The sequence below is a fragment of the Paenibacillus thalictri genome, from assembly GCF_004307995.1.
Lineage (GTDB): Bacteria > Bacillota > Bacilli > Paenibacillales > NBRC-103111 > Paenibacillus_AF > Paenibacillus_AF thalictri.
Window position 1 is genome coordinate 54647 of sequence record NZ_SIRE01000002.1, and the last position, 17157, is coordinate 71803.

The following is a 17157-nucleotide window of genomic DNA, read 5'->3' on the forward strand; positions in this document are numbered from 1 at the left end:
TATATGGTGTTATAATAAATGAACCTTATACCCGCACTTTAACTATGGGGGTGATGCCGGTGTCTTCCCGTAAAATCCGAAGCATTCTGATGATCTTCCTCATATCCGTTGTCGGAACCTCCCTGTTAAGTTTGGTATTGTACAACATCTCCACGGAAATTATTAAGCATCAGATTGAACAGCAAACCAGATCCTCATTGATCAATCTCAGCAGCCGGGTTTCCAATCTCCAGGACCGGATCAGCCAATCCGTCATCGATTTGCAGAACACACAGGAATACCAGCTTTTTATCAAATCGCTGCCCTTCAAGGATTACGAAAGCTCGGCGCTGGTTATTTTGAACTTCGTCAATCAGCTGCGGACAATGACCGCATCGCTCGACTACGTCGACAATATTACTTTTTATAACGTAGAGAACGGCAAAGAATATGCGACCAACGGGGTCATGAACGCCCAATTCCAAGAGTTCCGGGACGAAATCGCCAAATTCGAAACGCTTGGCGCTTCTCAGGCGCTGTTTGATACTTACAATAACGGTTCTCCTTCGGTTGTCTACATTCAAGCGCTCCCTTTGTTTCAACCGAAACCCCAGGGCTACTTGATCTTTCATTACAACGCCCACTTTCTCAGAGGGCTGCTGCAAAACGAGCAGGTCGACAGCAATTATTTAATCGTTAACGAAGAACATCAGATCGTGGACAGCTACAGTATCGACGGCACGCCCACACGCTCCATGCAGCTCCCGGAAACATTGTGGCAGCATTCGGAGTCGACTGCGGACAGCAATTTGCACTCCTTAAGCGCGCAGGGCAATTTTTACATTTTGCACCATCCCGTCAACCAGAAATGGAGTTACATTTATTTTGTCAAAGAATCGTTGGCCCTGGCGCCGATCATAGAACTCCGCAACATTGTGCTGCTGTCGACGGTAATCCTGATTGTGTTTTCGTTGGTTATGTATGCGCTCTCAATTAATTTGTCGTGGCGAGGCTGGAATAAGATATCCGAATTGATCGCAGACTCCCGGGATATGCGCTCCAAGGACGATTTTGATCTGCTGTTTCATAAAATCCAAGGTCTGATGCAAAACCATAATCAATTGGAGCATCGCATGAATGTCATTCTTCCGGAGGCCAAGGAAGCTTTCCTGAGGAACATTCTGGAGAAAGGCTGCGGCAAACAAGATCTCGTTAAGATGAAGCAATACAATATTTCGCTTGGCAGCAACCCTTACCGCTGTTTCTGTGTCGAAGCGGACGATTATAAAGCGCTGAAAGAACTATACACCGAAACCGATATGAGCCGTTTTGAATATGGTATCATTTGCGTGATCCGGGAAGTGATGGGCGAAGCGAATATATCGGGATTTGTCATCGCTGAGAATCAGACGCGGTTTGTGGGCATTTATGAATTGGACAAAAAAACCGACGATACCACATTGGATGACGGGTTGGCAAAAATCAAAAGTTTTATATCGGAGTATTTCCCGTTTTCGGTTTCCATCGGCGTGAGTCAAGCCCGCAGCGACATCTCGCATATTCATCTGTCCTACCATGAAGCGTTAGAAAGTCTGAAGCAGAAATTGATCGCCGGTTCGAACCAAGTGATTTATTTTAACGATTTCACCAGAAAAGAAACGCCGTTTAGCCCCGATGTTTATGAGATCGAACACGATATTGTCCGGCAAATCCGCGAAAAAAACCGCGAGTTCGCTTATACCGCCTTGGACCGTTTAATCGGGATCAAAAAAGCGGAAAATATCGATTACCGCAGCTTGCAAAACTATTTGGTCAATATGACGCTTTTCTTATTCCAGGAGTTTACTGCAGACCACCGGCTCATCAGTCAAATCTCGATCAGCGAGATGGTTCAATTAGCAACGCTGGAAGAGTGGACGGAGTGGATTCGGACTCATTGTATCGACAGTTTAATCGACGATATGATTCAAAGCGAACGGAAACAATATGAACAAATTTCCGAAAAATTGGTGCAGCATATGGAGAATCACCTGGAGCAGGACTTGCGGCTTAACGAGGTGTGCAAGCAGCTCGGCATCCCGCTTCATCTCGCCAACCTGGCGCTGAAAGAAGTGCACGGAGTGACCTTTGCCGAATATTTGCTCCAGCGCCGCATTGAATTAAGCAAGAAATGGCTCAGGGAAACACAGATGAGTCTGGACGAAATTTCCAATTTCTTGTTTTACAGCAATGCGCAAAACTTCTCCCGGGCGTTTAAAAAGTATGTCGGCCTGCCTCCGGGGCATTACCGCAAGCAGCACCAAACGTTAACGGAAGAATCTTCCGTATAACGGCGAATATGGCGTCAGCCCGGCAGGGCTTTACCCCCGCCGGGCTATTAGCAATTTAAATTGTTTTGTTCTCCCTATCCGTTATACCGACCAGCCGTTTTCTTTAACCAGCCTTGTAAAATAACCGTCATCGAAGTTCAGGCCAAACCCCGGCGACGTGGGTAAGGTAACATACCCTTCGCCGATCCGGTATCCCGATGCATCCATACCGGGCACATCAATCTGATCCCACTCGACGAACTGGAATCCGTCGATGGCCGACGCCAGGTGCGATAATGCGTAATTGCCGTAAGGGCTGCCGTAGCTGTGTGGCGCCGATTTTACGCCCGCTGCGTCAAGCTCCTGCCCCAGCTCCAGCCAAAAGCTGAAGCCCGGCGAAAGCACATCGTATTGCACTACATCGACAATCCCCTTCTTCGCCCACTCGACAAGCGGCGGGGCGGCCAGTCCTTCCCCGTCGGCAATCAGCACGTTCAGCCGTTCCTTATCCATCCATTCGCGTAAAAGGCCGTACAACACGGCATCCTCGTGAAACGCTTCCTCCAGCCAATATAACCGGTCTTCCGCCGTTTCCGACAGCACCCGCTTGGTGATGTTCAGATTGTAGCCGTTATTGGCGTCAATCATGATGTTGCCCTGCGGGCCGGCAATTTCCCGGATGCCGTGAATGACGGCGATATCGCGGCGTGTGCCTGCCTCCAGCGGCATGTGCAGCGCACCGCGGCCTACTTTGATTTTAAAATTGTGATGTCCCCTCAGCTTTCCTTCCTGCGCTTCGGCCTGCATAAGTGCCACGGCGGCCGCATCGTCGGACAAATGCAGATCGTCGAAATATAACGACGTGTCGTAACACGGAACCTGCTGCTTCCCACCACTTGCCTGATCTTTGGCAATCAGCGCGCACACCGGCTTTCCACTGATATGGCCAAGCCAGTCCAGCAGCGGAAATTCGATGCCGCGGTAAGCCTGTTGCACCGCCCCGTTTGCGGTAAACAAATCCCTTACCGGTGTGCCGATCAACGCGGCTGCCGCCTCCCGGGAAATACGGGACCAGCCGTAGCCGGTTTGCCCGGCAATCGTAATTCGCGCCGTGTGCAGCGGCACGTTTTTCCCATGTACCCCCAGCCTGGCGTTGCTCCCGGCCGATCTTGCCCGCTCTCCGGGCAAAGCCGCCCATTCGATGCTCTCAATGGTCCAGCTTGCTTCCAAGTTTGCAGCATTCATTTGTGAAAACCTCCGTCATAGTCTTAGTATGGTGCGGTTTGGTTCGTCTACCCCTTCAGGCCGGTCGTGGCGATGCCTTCGACGAAATATTTTTGCGACACGAAAAATACGATCACACAAGGCAATATAGCGATAATCGACATGGCCAGCAGCTGGTTCCATTCCACATGGGTCGAGGTGTCCAGCGACATCCGCAAGCCCAGCGAAACCGTATATTTCGTCACCGAGTTAATATAAATCAACTGGTCGAAGAAGTCGTTCCACGTCCATATAAATTGAAAAATCGTGGCCGATATAATCGCCGGCTTGCACAGCGGCATCAAAATATACAGCAATATTTTCAAAGAACCGCAGCCGTCAATAATCGCCGATTCATCCAATTCCTTGGGCAGCCCCCTGAAAAACTGAATAAACATAAATACAAAAAACGAAGATGTCGCAAACAGCGCCGGAACGATAAACGGCAGGTACGTATTGATCCAGCCCAAATCGCGGAACAACAAGTAACGCGGGATAATAACGACCGAGCCGGGCAGCATCAGTACCGAAATCATCGCGTAAAAAAACAGTTTTTTCAGCGGAAACGTAAAGCGGGCAAAACCGTAAGCGACAAGCAGGCTGGAGATCAGCGTAAACACGACAACCGGAACAACCAGCATAAACGAATTCAGCGTAAAATCGGCAAAACCCATCTGCCCCGTGCCAACCCAGCCTTTGACATAGGAACTGAACACAAATTGCGACGGCCACAGCTTGGCGGAGGCAAAAATCTCATTGCTTGGTTTGACGGAGGCGAGCAGCAGCCACAGCAGCGGGTACAGCATCACCAACCCGAAAGCGACAAGAAACATGTAATACAAGACGTTCCGGATGCGTAAGCTTGCAGACGGCATTATACGCCTCCCCCCTCTCCGTCTTCGTAATAAGTCCAATACGTGGAGCTTTTGAAGATCAAATACGTAAACGCCATGATCACAAAAAACAAAAACCAGGAAAGCGCGCTGGCATAACCCATTTTAAAGAAGGAAAACCCTTCCTGGTAAATCTTGATTGCATACACATAAGTTGCCTTGTTCGGGCCTCCGCCCGTCACCGCAAAAGCGGAAGTAAACTCCTGCAGGCAGGATACGGACTGGATGATCAGATTAAACAAGATGATCGGTGAAATGATCGGCACGGTAATGTTAAAAAACACCCGCACCGGCGCAGCGCCGTCCATTTTTGCCGCTTCGTACAGCTCCTTTGGCACCTGCTTCAAAGCCGCAAGAAACAATACCATCGACGAGCCGAACTGCCACACCGGAATAATCGCCAGCGTAATCAAAGCCGATGTCGGGCTGAACCAATCGAGCGGGCCGAGATTCGCCAGGCCGAGCACGCTGTTGATCGCTCCGCCTTCTTTTTGAAACAGAAACCGCCACAACACCGAAATTGCTACGCTGCCGCCGAAGATCGACGGCAAGTAATACAACGTCCTGAAGACGCTAATCCCTTTTAATTGCACATGAAGCAGCAGGGCGATAAACAAGGCGAAAGCGACACGTCCGGGCACAGCCATAATCGCATACAGCAAAGTAACCTTAAGCGACTGGTAAAAGTCCGGGTCTTTCGTGAACATGTAGATATAGTTGTCAAGGCCGATAAACGTCTTTGCGCCGAAGGTGGACAGGTCGGTAAAGGAGTATATTAACGAAGAGATCAGCGGATACAGCTGAAAGCCGAGAAACCCTATGATCCACGGCAAAATATACAGCAGCCCGACGTTTTTCCTCCACTTATGAAGCACCATAAGCAAAATCAATCCCCTTCTGCACCTATTTTACGTTGTCTTTTTTCTTTAATTCTTCGAGTTTGGCATTTGTCGCTTTAATCATTTCCTCGGCCGCCTTGTCCGGGGTCAGCGCTTTATAGGCAACTTTGGACAACGTGTCCGTTTCGATCTTGACAATTTCGCCGTTTTGCGAAATCGCGTTTTGCAAAATGCCCTGGTTTTTCAAAGCATATTGCACCGCATTGTCAAACGGCTTGTCGATCGCATTGGTGTCAAGCAGCACTTTCCTCGCCGATTCCACGGCCGGTATCGATCTTTCGAGTCCCAGGATTTTCACAGCTTCGGGATCGTTCAGGAACCAGTTGACGAATTTCGCCGACTCCTCTACGCTTTTCGAATTGGCATTGACCGCCAGCATATTGGTCGGGCGGACGTTAATACCCGTGTTTTTCACGCCTTTGGTAGAAGGGTATTCCACGGTAATCAGTTCTTTGCCCGGCACGGCCGTCTTGATCGGGCTGTAGTTGGTGCTCCAGTTGAGCGCGCCCACCGCTTGGTTGTTAATCCACTTCGGATTTTCCCAGATGCTCTTGACGGTAACCATATCCGCCACCGGCTGGATGACGTTGTTTTCATACAAGCTGCTTACATATTGAAACGCCTTCACCAGCGAATCTTTATCGAAGCCAATCGTGTAATCGTCGTTAATCAGCCCTTTGCCGGTCAAGTTAAACAAATACGGTTCAAAAATAAACGGCGCAATATCGCCGGTCGGCGCGTTCAGCAAATACATGTTTTTGTCTTTGCTTTGCAGCTTCCTGCCTTCTTCGATCAGACGGTCCCAGGTCAGCTGCTTGGAGTAATCAACTCCGGCTTGATCGGCAAGCGTCTTGTTAATGTAAAACGAGCTGGCATTCATGCCGGTCGGCAGCCCGATCAGCTTCCCGTTTGGCGACGACAAGCTCTTAAGGAAATTCGGGTCAAAACCGTTAAGATCGACCAGTTTATTCGTATAAAAGTCGACAAACAAGTCGGTCTGCTTAAAAAACGGTCCCAAATAAGCGATGTCGATCTGGATGATGTCCGGGGCCGTACGTCCGGCAAGCTGGGTCGTCAGCTTCTCCAGGTAACCGTCAAAACCGCCGTATTCACCTTCAATTTTCACATTCGGATGCTGCGACTGGTACAGCTCAATTGCCTTCAGCGTCGCCTTGTGCCGCGTTTCGCCTCCCCACCACGACATTCTCAGCGTCACCGGCTTGGCTGACGAACCGCCTTTGCCAGCTTCCGGCGGCTTGGCCGAAGGGCCATCTCCCCCGCTGCAAGCGGATAACACCAATGAACCTAACACCATTGTAAAAACTGCTGCGGATAATACCTTTCTCATCTTTTCATCCCCCATATGAAGCAAATTGGTATCGCTTACACAAGTATATCCGCAGCCCCATGGAAGGGTAAGGTAGCTGGCTTGACTTAAGGTGTCAATACTTCACGTTGGAGGTATCAATTTATGTTGTCAGCTTATACGGCAGACGAACCGTAACGCTGGTTCCTTTCCCCAGCTTGCTTCTGACCGTCATACCATAAGAGTCGCCAAACGCCAGCGCAAGGCGGCGGTTGCTGTTGTACATGCCCACATGCCCGGTAAATTCCTGCTTCTGCCGCAGCTTGTTGTTGATTTCATTCACGTACGCACGGCTCATCCCCGCGCCGTTGTCGGTAATATGCAGCAGCAAATCGTCCTTGCCTTCGATCAATTTGATTTTAATGCAGCCCTTCCGTTCCGCTAATCCGTGAAAAATGCAGTTTTCCACAATCGGCTGAAGCAGCAGCTTCATCGTGTAATACTTCTCGACATGGTCCGGATACTCCCAGATCACCTCGAATTTATCTTTATAGCGGATTTGTTCGATTTCGATATAGTTTTTGGTCATTTGAATTTCTTCGGCGAAAGAAACAAGATGGTTTTGCTGCTTGCCGATCATGTAATACAGCATATTGGACAAATTTTCGATCATCAGACTCACTTCGTTTTTCGAATGGGTCAGCTGAAAGCTCATCCAGAAAATCGATTTCAGCGTGTTGAACAAAAAATGCGGGTTCATCTGCCCTTGAAGCGAAAGCAGCTCCATGATCTTCATCTGGTATTGCTTCTCCATCATTTCGGTTTTCAAATTATTATGCTCAATGTAGGATTTTAAAATATTTTGGATGATCAAGTCGTATTCGTCTTTCACCCCGTAAGGGAGTTGCGGAATCGGAAGGCCGGATTCGGCCAGCTTGACGACATTCATGATCGTCGACACTTTGTTATAGGTACGCCTTGTCATAATCAGCGCCAAAACAATACAGATCAGGATCGACACGGACAGCAGCAAAATCATAATTTGGCCCAATCGGATCCAGTCTTTGTACAGCGCGGAAAGCGGCGTCATGGAAACATATTTCCAGTTGTTCTGGGGTGAAGTAACCGCCGTTACGTAATAAAGCTCTTTGTTGATTTCGACCGTCCCGGAGGAGTCGTTCTGATTAAAAATCGTTTTCAAATCGGCTTCGCTCAGCAAATAGTCGGCATCGCTTTGCAATATAGGCTGGTTGTCTTCATTCAGCACAAAAATCGCCTGGTTGGGAAACAGGTTCAGCTCCTTTATTTTTTTCTCCATATAATCCTTGGAGACGTTCAGCACAACCAATCCCTGATCGTAAAAAAAGCGCATATAAAACGTGATGACCTGGGTCGGTTTTTTCTCGAACTCGTAAGGCTTAAAACTCCTCACATTGTTCCATGCCTGCACCTTGTCCTGCTGATGCTGAAGGAAGCTGTCGAACCAGGAACGGTCAAAATAGCTGTCCAGCGTAACCATGCCGCCGATGCTGGACATAAAGCTTTTATTCGGGTTGTCGGAATAAATATAGATGGAGTATAAATAAGGCCTGGAGGCGACCGAGGTAACAAGGACACTTCTAATAAACGTGGAATAATTCGTAAAGTTGGGGTTCGTATTCGGATTATACTGCAGCACCTGATTCAGCATGCCGATCATTTCGGGGTTGGAGCTGAACGTCAGATTCACCGAATAAATATCGTCGGTAATCCGCTCGAGATGATTTTGCACCTGGGAAAGCAGGTTTCGGTTGTTTTTGTTCATCATGTCTTTGATGTTGCTTTGCATGATGTAATAAGCCGAGATGCTGAGCAGCAAGACAGGCAAGGTGAAACAGGCGAGCAAAATAAGCAAATTGCGCCAAAAGAACTTCTTACTGGTAATTTTTATATTGCTGCGGACTAACGCCGAAATAGTTTTTGAACGCTCGTGAGAAATTTTTAGCATTGCTGTAGCCTACCATTTCGCTGATTTGGTATAACTTGATATCCGTCTGCAGGATGTAAGCCGCCGCTTTCTTCATCTTCACTTCAGTCACATAATCGATAAAATTAACTCCCGTTTTCTCTTTGAACAGCCGGCTGACATAGTTCTGGTTCATGTTCATCTCGGAGGCGGTTGACTGCAGCGTGACGTCTTTGTAATTTTCCTCGATATACGCCTTCATCTTGCGGACCTTATAGTGGTCCGCGTGAGCTTGTACCGGCTCGCTTGATTCCTCGCGCCGCTCATCCAGCTCTTTTTTGATTTTACGGAATACGGTGACAAGATCGTCAAATTTGGTTGATTTGACGATGTAATTTTTCACGCCGAGATTAATCGCCTGCTGGGCGTATTTAAAATCCTCATAAGCGCTGAGGAACACCACCGTCACTTTTAGCTTCAGCTTCTCCAGCTCATCCGCCAGCTCCAGCCCGTTCATCACCGGCATGCGGATATCGCTGAGAATAATATCGACCGGATTCGCGCTTATATAATCCAAAGCCAACTTCCCGTTCTCAAAGCTGCCTAACATCTCGTACCCAATGTCCGCCCATGGAAAATAAGTGGACAGCCCTGCGCGAATCTGATAATCGTCTTCCACCAAAATCAGTTTGTACACTCCGACCACCTCGCTGCCGCATCAACACATCGCTTCAGACCATCCGGCTGGTTGCGTTTTCAATCATTTTAGCATTGATATACCAGTTGTTCAATGCATATTGCGTTTTTCATATATCTGCGTTGAGATCGAATTAAATTTTACATTTAATGTAAGAAAAACTTCTGATCGAAGCCCTTCAAGGATGAAAAACCGTCCGGTGAAAAATCGCCGGACGGTCCTTGGTGTTATGAGTTACTGTCGCGCGTTGGGGCGGGGATGAATATGGAGTTCCACCCGCTCGTTAACATCGCGCCCTCAGGATTAGATGTTGTGGTTAGGGCACGATGTTAAAGGCGGCCGCTCCGCTGCTCCACTCCATACTCATCCCTTCGTTCTTCTACGTGCTCATTCATCTCACCGGCCTTTACAACAATAGGAGGTGAGACGCGATCGTGGCAACCTTCGCAAACCAGTAATTTGAATCCATGGGGTGTCTCTCAGCATGTTCTAATGAAGCGATTTACCATATATTTACAAATGCATAAATCGAAGCAAATAATTCTATATAAGTTGAACCAAAGAACTGCCGGGAATGGCAAAGTGAAATGGAGAAAGGGAATGGTCTTGCCAGCGAGTTTTGGCTTTGAATTCCTACAAACCGCAGGCCCATTTCATCAAAGGAATTCAAAACAAGCTGTCTGAAGCGGGCAAGACGATCCCTTTCGGAATGAAACGGACTTCAAATCATTGGTTCAACTTATATAGCAAGAGCAGAGTGCGGACTACCAAAACATGGGTTCAATTTATACAGCAATCCCAAATTCGTTAAATAAGGCAGGCTGCACCGGCAGCCTGCCTCTCTTTCTCTAGAAACACATCAGCATACCGGCAAGCGGTGCCGCTGATGGAACAACCATGATGATGTAGCGCCAAATTACTTGACTTGGTCCTGAAGTTTTTTGGCCAATACTTCACTGCCGTCAGAGCTTCTGGACGCTTCGTGTGTTACGCTTGCTTCTTCTACCGCACCAAAACCCCAATGAGCTTTGGTCACATCCGGGAACGTAACTTCGGCATCCGTCAACGGACCGCGGAACAAGATGTTATTGATCAGCGTGACCGCTTCGACGCGAATGATGTTATCGGCCGGTTTAAACGTTCCATCCGGATAACCGCCTGCCAAGCTGTTGCGGTACAACGCTTCAATCGCATCGCTCGACCAGCGTCCCTGTGCATCTGCAAAATGCGGTGTTATCGCCGCAGACATATCCAGCTTCAGGAACCTTGCCAGAACAACTGCCAATTCCTCGCGGGAAATCGGCTTATCCGGCTGGAAGCTGCCGTCTTCGAAGCCGTTGAAAATACCGCTATCCGTCACCGTGCCGATATAACCGGCAGCCCAATGTGTGGTAGGCACATCGGTATATACGCTTGCACCTTCCGTGGCCGCTCCGCCGTTCAGCAATCTGGCGATGATCGCCGACAGCTCAGCGCGGGTCAGCGTTCTTTGCGGCTTAAATTCGCCGTCTGGATAACCCAGAATGTAGCGTTGATGCTGGATATTCTCGAAACGCTTGGAGAATAACAGCACTTTCAGCGACGATTTCGAAGAGTCGGATTCCACGGCTGCTGCATCGCTGCCTGCGAATTGACCTTTGAGCTCAACAACGCTTTCGGCAGCATTGATTTGCGGGAAACGCAGCTTCACGGTATGGCTGCCCGTTTGGCCTGGAGCCAAATCGGCAACTGTCCATGTGATTGCATTGCCGGTTACAACGCCTCCGTCAGCGTCAACGACAATTGCATTGTCCGGAATCGCAATGGAGACTTCTCCGGATTTTAATACGGCGTTGCCATTATTCGCAAAAGTGGCTGTAACAAGCGCTTCGGTACCTTCTTCGTACATATTATTTTTGACCGACAAGTTCAGCGCCAGCTTGGGTGCCGTATTGCCGTTATCTACCGGGGTAGACTCCGTTGGCGCAATATATCCGCCGCCACCGCCGCCGGATGAACTGCTGCTGAGTATCGGGTTCATCTTCACGTCGTGTTTGACAATGTCCCACTCCACCGGAATGGTTGGGCTTGTATACGGGTAATAACCCGGCTTAGTAACTACAACCGTATAATCCGCTTCCGGATAGACCATGTACGCATATTTGCCAAGCGCGCTGCTTGTTTGCGGGTTCGCGTTCTTATTGGGCTCGAATTCAGGCAGTACAGTCAGATTAACCAAAGTCCCCGGCGTACGCCCATTGTCAATATTTCTTTGCGTATTGGCATAACGCAGTTCCACGTTGGCACCCTCAATTACCGCTCCGGTATAAGCGTTGGTAATCGTTCCGTATGGGTCGATCAACGCTTCCGTGATGTTCATTTCGCCGTTGCTCGAAACTTTAACGACAGGGAGCGAGCCGTCCGCTTTGCGGTTCATCACAACTTCCTTATCCTGCTTCCCGGCTTCGGACATAACATACTTGATTTCTATTTCGTATTCGGTATTAGCAGCAATGTTATCCGCAATGTCTGCACTAAATACACCGTTAGCTCCCAGTGTGAAAGCTTTCGGGTGGCCGGCTCCATCCTCAATATAGCCGCCGCCTTTAGCCTTCAAGTATACTTTCATTTTGCCGAGCAAATCCGCGCCCAGCAGTTCGATTTTCTGGTCAGGCGTTTGCAGGCCGACGATACCGGTAATCGTTTTCGAGGAATCAAATGATTGCCCGCCGCCTGTCACTTCTTGGGTTACGGGTGCTTTTTGCGTATACGTTACAAGAGTTTCGCCATCTTTCGTTTGAACCGGCTTCGTAATCTCCAGGTTATAAACGACTCCCGCTCCGCCACGTGGTACGGCGATAGAATAATTCCCGTTGGCATCGGTAATGGCTTCGCCGGCGAAATCGATAACTCCGTCCCCGTCAAAATCATTCGTCACCTTCACAACGGAGCCTGGAGCCGGAATCGTTTGTCCGTTGACCGTATTCGTAATGACACCGTAAATTTTTGCCGGCTGGAACGAAATCATAATTTGTTCTTCGCCTTGAAGTCCTTTTGTCGGGTCGTTCACTGTCGCTTTTACAGGAATTTCACGCGATATGATGCCTTCAATCGCTTCCGATTTGTACAAAATCGTTGCTTTGCCTTGCGCATCGGTTCTGGCTTTGCCTTTATTCAAGCCGCCTTCGGTGTAGCCGTTAGCGAAAGTTCCTACCGCTGCACTAAATACAACTTCGGTGTCCGCAACAGGGTTGCCCTGCTGATCCAGCACAACGGCGGTCAGCTCGGATTGCGACGTCCCATCGCCGACAATCGATGTCGGATTGGCTGTCAGCTTGATGCTGAATGGAGCAAGAACAAAATTTTCCACGATGTCGGTCTGCCCGACGGCAGCGGGCAGCGCACGGATGATTTTCTTTTGCGTGCCGTATCCCGATTTTTCAACAACCATCAAATAATTTTTAGCCGGAACGTTAGGGAACAGATACGCACCGTCAGCGCCGGTTACCGCCTTCACAGGCTGCTCGATGCCGCCGCCGTCTTTGATTGTAATGACTTTAGTGCCTGTCGGATCGTACAACGTTACGGTAGCTCCCTCAATTGGAGGATTGCTGCCGGCTTGATCCGTCACGGTTCCTTTTAAGTTTACCGAGGAAACCACATTAAATACGTTGTTGGCGAGACGGGAGTCGGCTTCTGCAAGCAGCTCTGTGGCACCTTTGAACGCCTTGAACTCAGGTGTATATTGACCTGTCGTAACTTGGTCAGGCAGCCGGTAAGTGACGTATTCCCACCGCTTATAACCGGCGTTTGTTTCTTTTAAAGTTAATTCAACCTGCTTTTCCATACCTTCTTGTCCATAAAACAAGATGGCGATGACTTTGTCTGCATCCGGTGTGCTGAGCGCAGACAATTTGAGCGGATCACCCGGGGCTACAATCACAGGATCCGTGTCCGTATAATTGCGGCTTCCGACCCACCCGTCGAGTGGTGCCCGTAATTGATTGTCAACAGGTACGTTGACTTGAGATTTGCCTGAATTGCCTGCGATATCGTGCAGATTGCCGGTACCCGGATCATACGATACGGTTACGACGTCACCGATGCTGACCGGATCGGCCAAAGTCAGAACAACAACCGGGCCGTTGTAGGTGATGCCGGTTACCGTTGCCGGGACACCCTGCACATTGACGGTAAGTCCGCTTATGTTAAGCAATTCGACGGGTTCGTTATAAGTAAGCTCAACCGTCTTTGGTGCGCCGTCCTTGACAACTCCGCTAACAATTTCCGGCTTCACCCGGTCGATCAAGTAATTGGAGAATGGTGCAGCCGGATTTCCGAGCAAGTCGGTGGTCGTGCCTCCCGCAGGTGTGTAAGAAATGTACACATCTTCGCCTGCGACGGGTCTGTCGATCGTCAGAACAGCCTCGCCTTTGTCGTAAGTCACACCCGTTACCGTCACTGGACCATAGGTGCTGAACGTTACGCTGTAGCCTTGCGGTGTTAAGCTATCCGTTAGTGTGATCGGTTTATCATAAGCGACTCTCAATTTGAACGGATCTTCCACCGGATCGGATTCCACCTTAGCCGACTTAATCACCGGTGACTTGGCGGTAAACTTAACCTTCGCCGAAGCCAATGCATAGATCGTGCCGTCAAAGCCGTTCCAATCAAACGAGATCTCATCCCCGTTCCAGCCGGGTGCCGGGGTGAATGTTAGCTGATCAAGCTGCGCAAGCGTCAGCTCCCTTTCGCCGTTTGACAGTGTGACAGGAGTTCCGTTCAGTTTCAACGTGCCCCCGGTCGGCAGTGAAGTCAGCTTCACCTTAGCAAGCGGGTCAGGAGTGGTATCCAAATCGAAAAATTTACCTGCAAACATGCTTTGATTCAAAGCCACCGTATCGGTTCTGTTTGTGGAGATTTCGATATCCTTCACGATAGCCGGCTTGTTGGATGCCCAAATATCCTGAGCTTTTTTAGGCGAATTTTTACCGCTTTCCACAACATATTCGTATAAAATGACATTCGCCGTATAATTTTCAGCAGCTTTAATGTCAGGTTCCGTATTGCCGGTGTTAAACGTTGCCGTTACCGGAACTTCAATACCTGCCGTTGGCGTGCTGACGACTTGAGTGATCGTCCCCACGTTATTGCCTGTGGAATCAAGCAAATTGACCTCGACAAGATAAGACTTTCCGGCTCCGCCAGGGGTGGCGATCACTCCGGTATTAACCGTCCTTGTTGTTGTGCCGCCGCCGTTGCCGTTCAGCACAGTCGCCGGTTTGATCGTAGCCATATCTCTTGGGCCGTTGTTCAGTACAAACTGCCCCCAATCCACGGTGACCACCCAATTGTATTTTTTGGGATTCTGCTTGTCGTCTACCCGGATCTCCACGTAATTATCGCCGTGTTTGACCATATCGGGATCCAAATAAAGGATGGTCGTATTCCAAGTGTCGTTATTGCCTGACAGGTTGCCGATTTCCCTTATTGTTGGCAGTGTGCTGCCCGGAAGCTTTTGCCCGAAAAAGACGCGGTCCCACTCGCCTTGCTCTTCGTCCACGTCATTGGCACGGATCAACAGCGCAACACTGTCGAGAGGCGGGCTGTCATCCGGGACATTGATATTAAACTCAATGGGCCATTTCGCGTTATTTTGGGCGCCTCCCAGCGGATTTCCTACGGCAATATCCATATCGCCGTCCGCGGAGCCTGTGCCATTAGTTCCCACATTATCACGATCCGTAAGGTAAGAAGCACCCGCTGCTGCGGCTGCAGCCGGAACAGGAGCAGAACCTGCGCCAATCACTGAAGAAACAGCAATGACCGATGCCATAAACGCGGATAACCACTTGCTTTTTTTAAAAATCCTCACTTACTTTCTCTCCCTTCATCAGCAAAACAAACCTTCCTATCACCGCTAGCTGCCTAGCCAACTCCGCACGCAAGCCGCATATGGCGAAGCACTATTCCCCGTATGCTCCTGCACAAATCTCCTCCTTCACCTCAACATGATTCCATGCCCTCCTCCAGTTCCTCAGAACACATCTGCTTCTGCAATTTTCGTAAGGCGGACACAGCAACTGCATATTCATACATATCGTGGGACTTGCACACATGTCAGTATATACAACCGGGCTGACCAAACTCTGACCAAGCTGTTCGACTGCACGAGGCTGGTTATCGTTTGGTCAGTCAAGCGGTATATACTACAATAAGCAGCGTTACATTACGGGGAGGTTGAGAATCTTGATACGCATTCAGTTAGGCGATAAATCCGTACCGGTCATTCTGCCGGAAGTTGTCCAGACAGGCGGGTTTTCTGAAGAGTTGATCCAAACAGTAAAGGAGAAGGTCGGCTACATACAAAAAAAGGACGGCCGCATTCGCGAGTGTTTAAAACACATCACGATAAGCAACCAGCCTTATGGATGGGAGACTGTCTTGAATTTCGGCGATCAAGAAGAAGACACCGTTGTCTTCTGGATCCGCGAACCCCTTGCCAAAAAATAAGAACCTTCTAAGCGAAGCTCCTTGGTGATAATGTGAAAAGGCAGCCCATACTAGCGAGGCTGCCCGTCGTTTCTTCTTATTGTGCCAAAGTTTTTTTCTCGCTTCGTTTCCACTGCATATACCAGTTTGCGATTTCCGGGCCGGGACTGACTCCCGCTTCTTGCTGTAAAATATTTACCAAATATTGGTATTGCGTCTCTACCGATTCCGTATCTTTCATCCGCGCATAAATATTCATCAGTGCCAAAGCGTTGTCCTCCTCCAGCGGGTCCAGCTTTTGGATGCGGTGATATACCGCCAGCGCTTCCGAGTCCATGCCATGCTCATAATAAAACCGCCCTAGCTGGCGGGCATGCTGCATCCAAAGCGCCTTCAGACGCTGGCGTTCCACCTCGGCCCATACATAATTCTCTTCTTCGTAATAGGCTCCTTCATACAGGTCAAGCACTTTTTGGTGTTCGGAAACGTGTTCAAACGAAACACGCGGCAATTGGCGAAGCTGCTCCTCCCATTCCACGGTATCGATGCGAACCTGATGGGTTTCCATAATATAACCATAACTTGAATAGTTGATGGTAATGATTCCTTCCAGATTCGCCTCTTTAAACATACTGCGTATCCGGTGAATGCTGGTATGCAGATTGGCGCTTCCCTTCTGCTCATCCAGATCGGGCCATAACAGCTCCAGCAGCGATTCTTTACTGACCATCCGCTGGCGGTAATGGAATAAATAAGCGAACAATTCCTTAATTTTCGCGGTTCTCCATTTTAACCGTTCGCGTTCGCCGTTATGCTTCTGGATATGCAGCATACCCATGCAGCGAATAAGCATGTGTGCCGGCGGTTTGGGCTTAGGTGTAGAACCGAGGCGCCTCTGAAGGCGGTCAATCGTCTTGTTCAACCGTTCACGGCTGACGGGCTTCATAACGTAGTCCAATGCTTCCAAGCCAAACGCCTTCAGCGCATATTCATTATGCGCCGTCACAAAGACGATTTCCGTCAATGGAGAACACATGCGTATTCGCTCCGTTGCTTGCAACCCGTTCATTTCAGGCATATGTATATCGATAAAAACTACATCCGGCCGTTGTATTGCAATTTGGCTGACGGCCTCTTCGGCATTCATAAACCGGCCGATCACTTCACAATCATCCAGTTCCAGAAGCTGCTTCTCCAGTTTGATCAAAGCCAAACGTTCGTCATCCACCAACACAATTCTCATGTACGCACATCCTTTAATTTCCTTGATTCACCGATTCATCCCAATATGGTTCATTATAGCAGCTGATATTGGATAGGCATACGCAAAATGGAACAGCCTCTATCGATCGCGCTCTTTCGCCGGCACCTTCAGTTCCATCGTATTCGCTGACG

Annotated in this window: 10 protein-coding genes; 2 read left to right on the forward strand and 8 right to left on the reverse strand. The window is 49.2% G+C overall.

Annotation, left to right across the window (positions count from 1 at the left end):
• Nucleotides 1-59: 59 nt before the first annotated feature.
• Complete coding sequence (locus EYB31_RS00555) at nucleotides 60-2309, forward strand: helix-turn-helix domain-containing protein (RefSeq protein ID WP_165452130.1); 2250 nt, start codon at nucleotides 60-62, stop codon at nucleotides 2307-2309.
• 81 nt (nucleotides 2310-2390) lie between these two features.
• Here the strand turns inward: EYB31_RS00555 and EYB31_RS00560 are convergent, their stop codons facing one another.
• The 7 genes from EYB31_RS00560 to EYB31_RS00590 form a co-directional block, all read right to left on the reverse strand.
• Nucleotides 2391-3533 carry an enolase C-terminal domain-like protein gene (locus EYB31_RS00560; RefSeq protein ID WP_131011325.1) on the reverse strand — a complete coding sequence of 381 codons (1143 nt, stop codon included), beginning with the start codon at nucleotides 3531-3533 and terminating at the stop codon, nucleotides 2391-2393.
• Between the two features lie 47 nt (nucleotides 3534-3580).
• The gene (locus EYB31_RS00565) at nucleotides 3581-4426 is read right to left on the reverse strand and encodes a carbohydrate ABC transporter permease (protein ID WP_131011326.1); all 846 of its coding nucleotides are present in this window, start codon (nucleotides 4424-4426) and stop codon (nucleotides 3581-3583) included.
• On the reverse strand, nucleotides 4426-5322 hold the full coding sequence (locus EYB31_RS00570) for a carbohydrate ABC transporter permease (protein WP_131011327.1): 897 nt from the start codon (nucleotides 5320-5322) through the stop codon (nucleotides 4426-4428). Before EYB31_RS00570 ends, EYB31_RS00565 begins: the two co-directional genes overlap by 1 nt.
• A 25-nt stretch (nucleotides 5323-5347) precedes the next feature.
• Nucleotides 5348-6691 (reverse strand): ABC transporter substrate-binding protein, encoded by a 1344-nt coding sequence (locus EYB31_RS00575; protein WP_165452131.1) that lies wholly within the window; start codon nucleotides 6689-6691, stop codon nucleotides 5348-5350.
• Between the two features lie 121 nt (nucleotides 6692-6812).
• Entirely contained in the window at nucleotides 6813-8516 is a 1704-nt protein-coding gene (locus tag EYB31_RS00580; protein WP_165452132.1) for a sensor histidine kinase, read from the reverse strand.
• Between the two features lie 46 nt (nucleotides 8517-8562).
• Nucleotides 8563-9291, reverse strand: a complete 729-nt coding sequence (locus tag EYB31_RS00585; protein ID WP_206105414.1) for a response regulator transcription factor — start codon at nucleotides 9289-9291, stop codon at nucleotides 8563-8565.
• 916 nt (nucleotides 9292-10207) lie between these two features.
• A complete protein-coding gene (locus EYB31_RS00590; RefSeq protein ID WP_131011330.1) occupies nucleotides 10208-15145 on the reverse strand; it encodes an S-layer homology domain-containing protein in 4938 nt (1645 codons plus the stop codon).
• Between the two features lie 374 nt (nucleotides 15146-15519).
• Between EYB31_RS00590 and EYB31_RS00595 the strand changes: the two genes are divergently transcribed.
• Nucleotides 15520-15783 (forward strand): hypothetical protein, encoded by a 264-nt coding sequence (locus EYB31_RS00595; RefSeq protein WP_131011331.1) that lies wholly within the window; start codon nucleotides 15520-15522, stop codon nucleotides 15781-15783.
• Between the two features lie 76 nt (nucleotides 15784-15859).
• Here the strand turns inward: EYB31_RS00595 and EYB31_RS00600 are convergent, their stop codons facing one another.
• Nucleotides 15860-17005, reverse strand: a complete 1146-nt coding sequence (locus EYB31_RS00600; protein ID WP_131011332.1) for a response regulator — start codon at nucleotides 17003-17005, stop codon at nucleotides 15860-15862.
• Between the last annotated feature and the right edge of the window lie 152 nt (nucleotides 17006-17157).

What these genes read in the sequence shown, in the direction of transcription:
- EYB31_RS00565 (WP_131011326.1), bottom strand. Translation starts at nt 4,426, where the DNA reads ATGCCGTCTGCAAGCTTACGCATCCGGAACGTCTTGTATTACATGTTT.
- EYB31_RS00560 (WP_131011325.1), bottom strand. Translation starts at nt 3,533, where the DNA reads ATGAATGCTGCAAACTTGGAAGCAAGCTGGACCATTGAGAGCATCGAA.
- EYB31_RS00575 (WP_165452131.1), bottom strand. Translation starts at nt 6,691, where the DNA reads ATGAGAAAGGTATTATCCGCAGCAGTTTTTACAATGGTGTTAGGTTCA.
- EYB31_RS00570 (WP_131011327.1), bottom strand. Translation starts at nt 5,322, where the DNA reads ATGGTGCTTCATAAGTGGAGGAAAAACGTCGGGCTGCTGTATATTTTG.
- EYB31_RS00600 (WP_131011332.1), bottom strand. Translation starts at nt 17,005, where the DNA reads ATGAGAATTGTGTTGGTGGATGACGAACGTTTGGCTTTGATCAAACTG.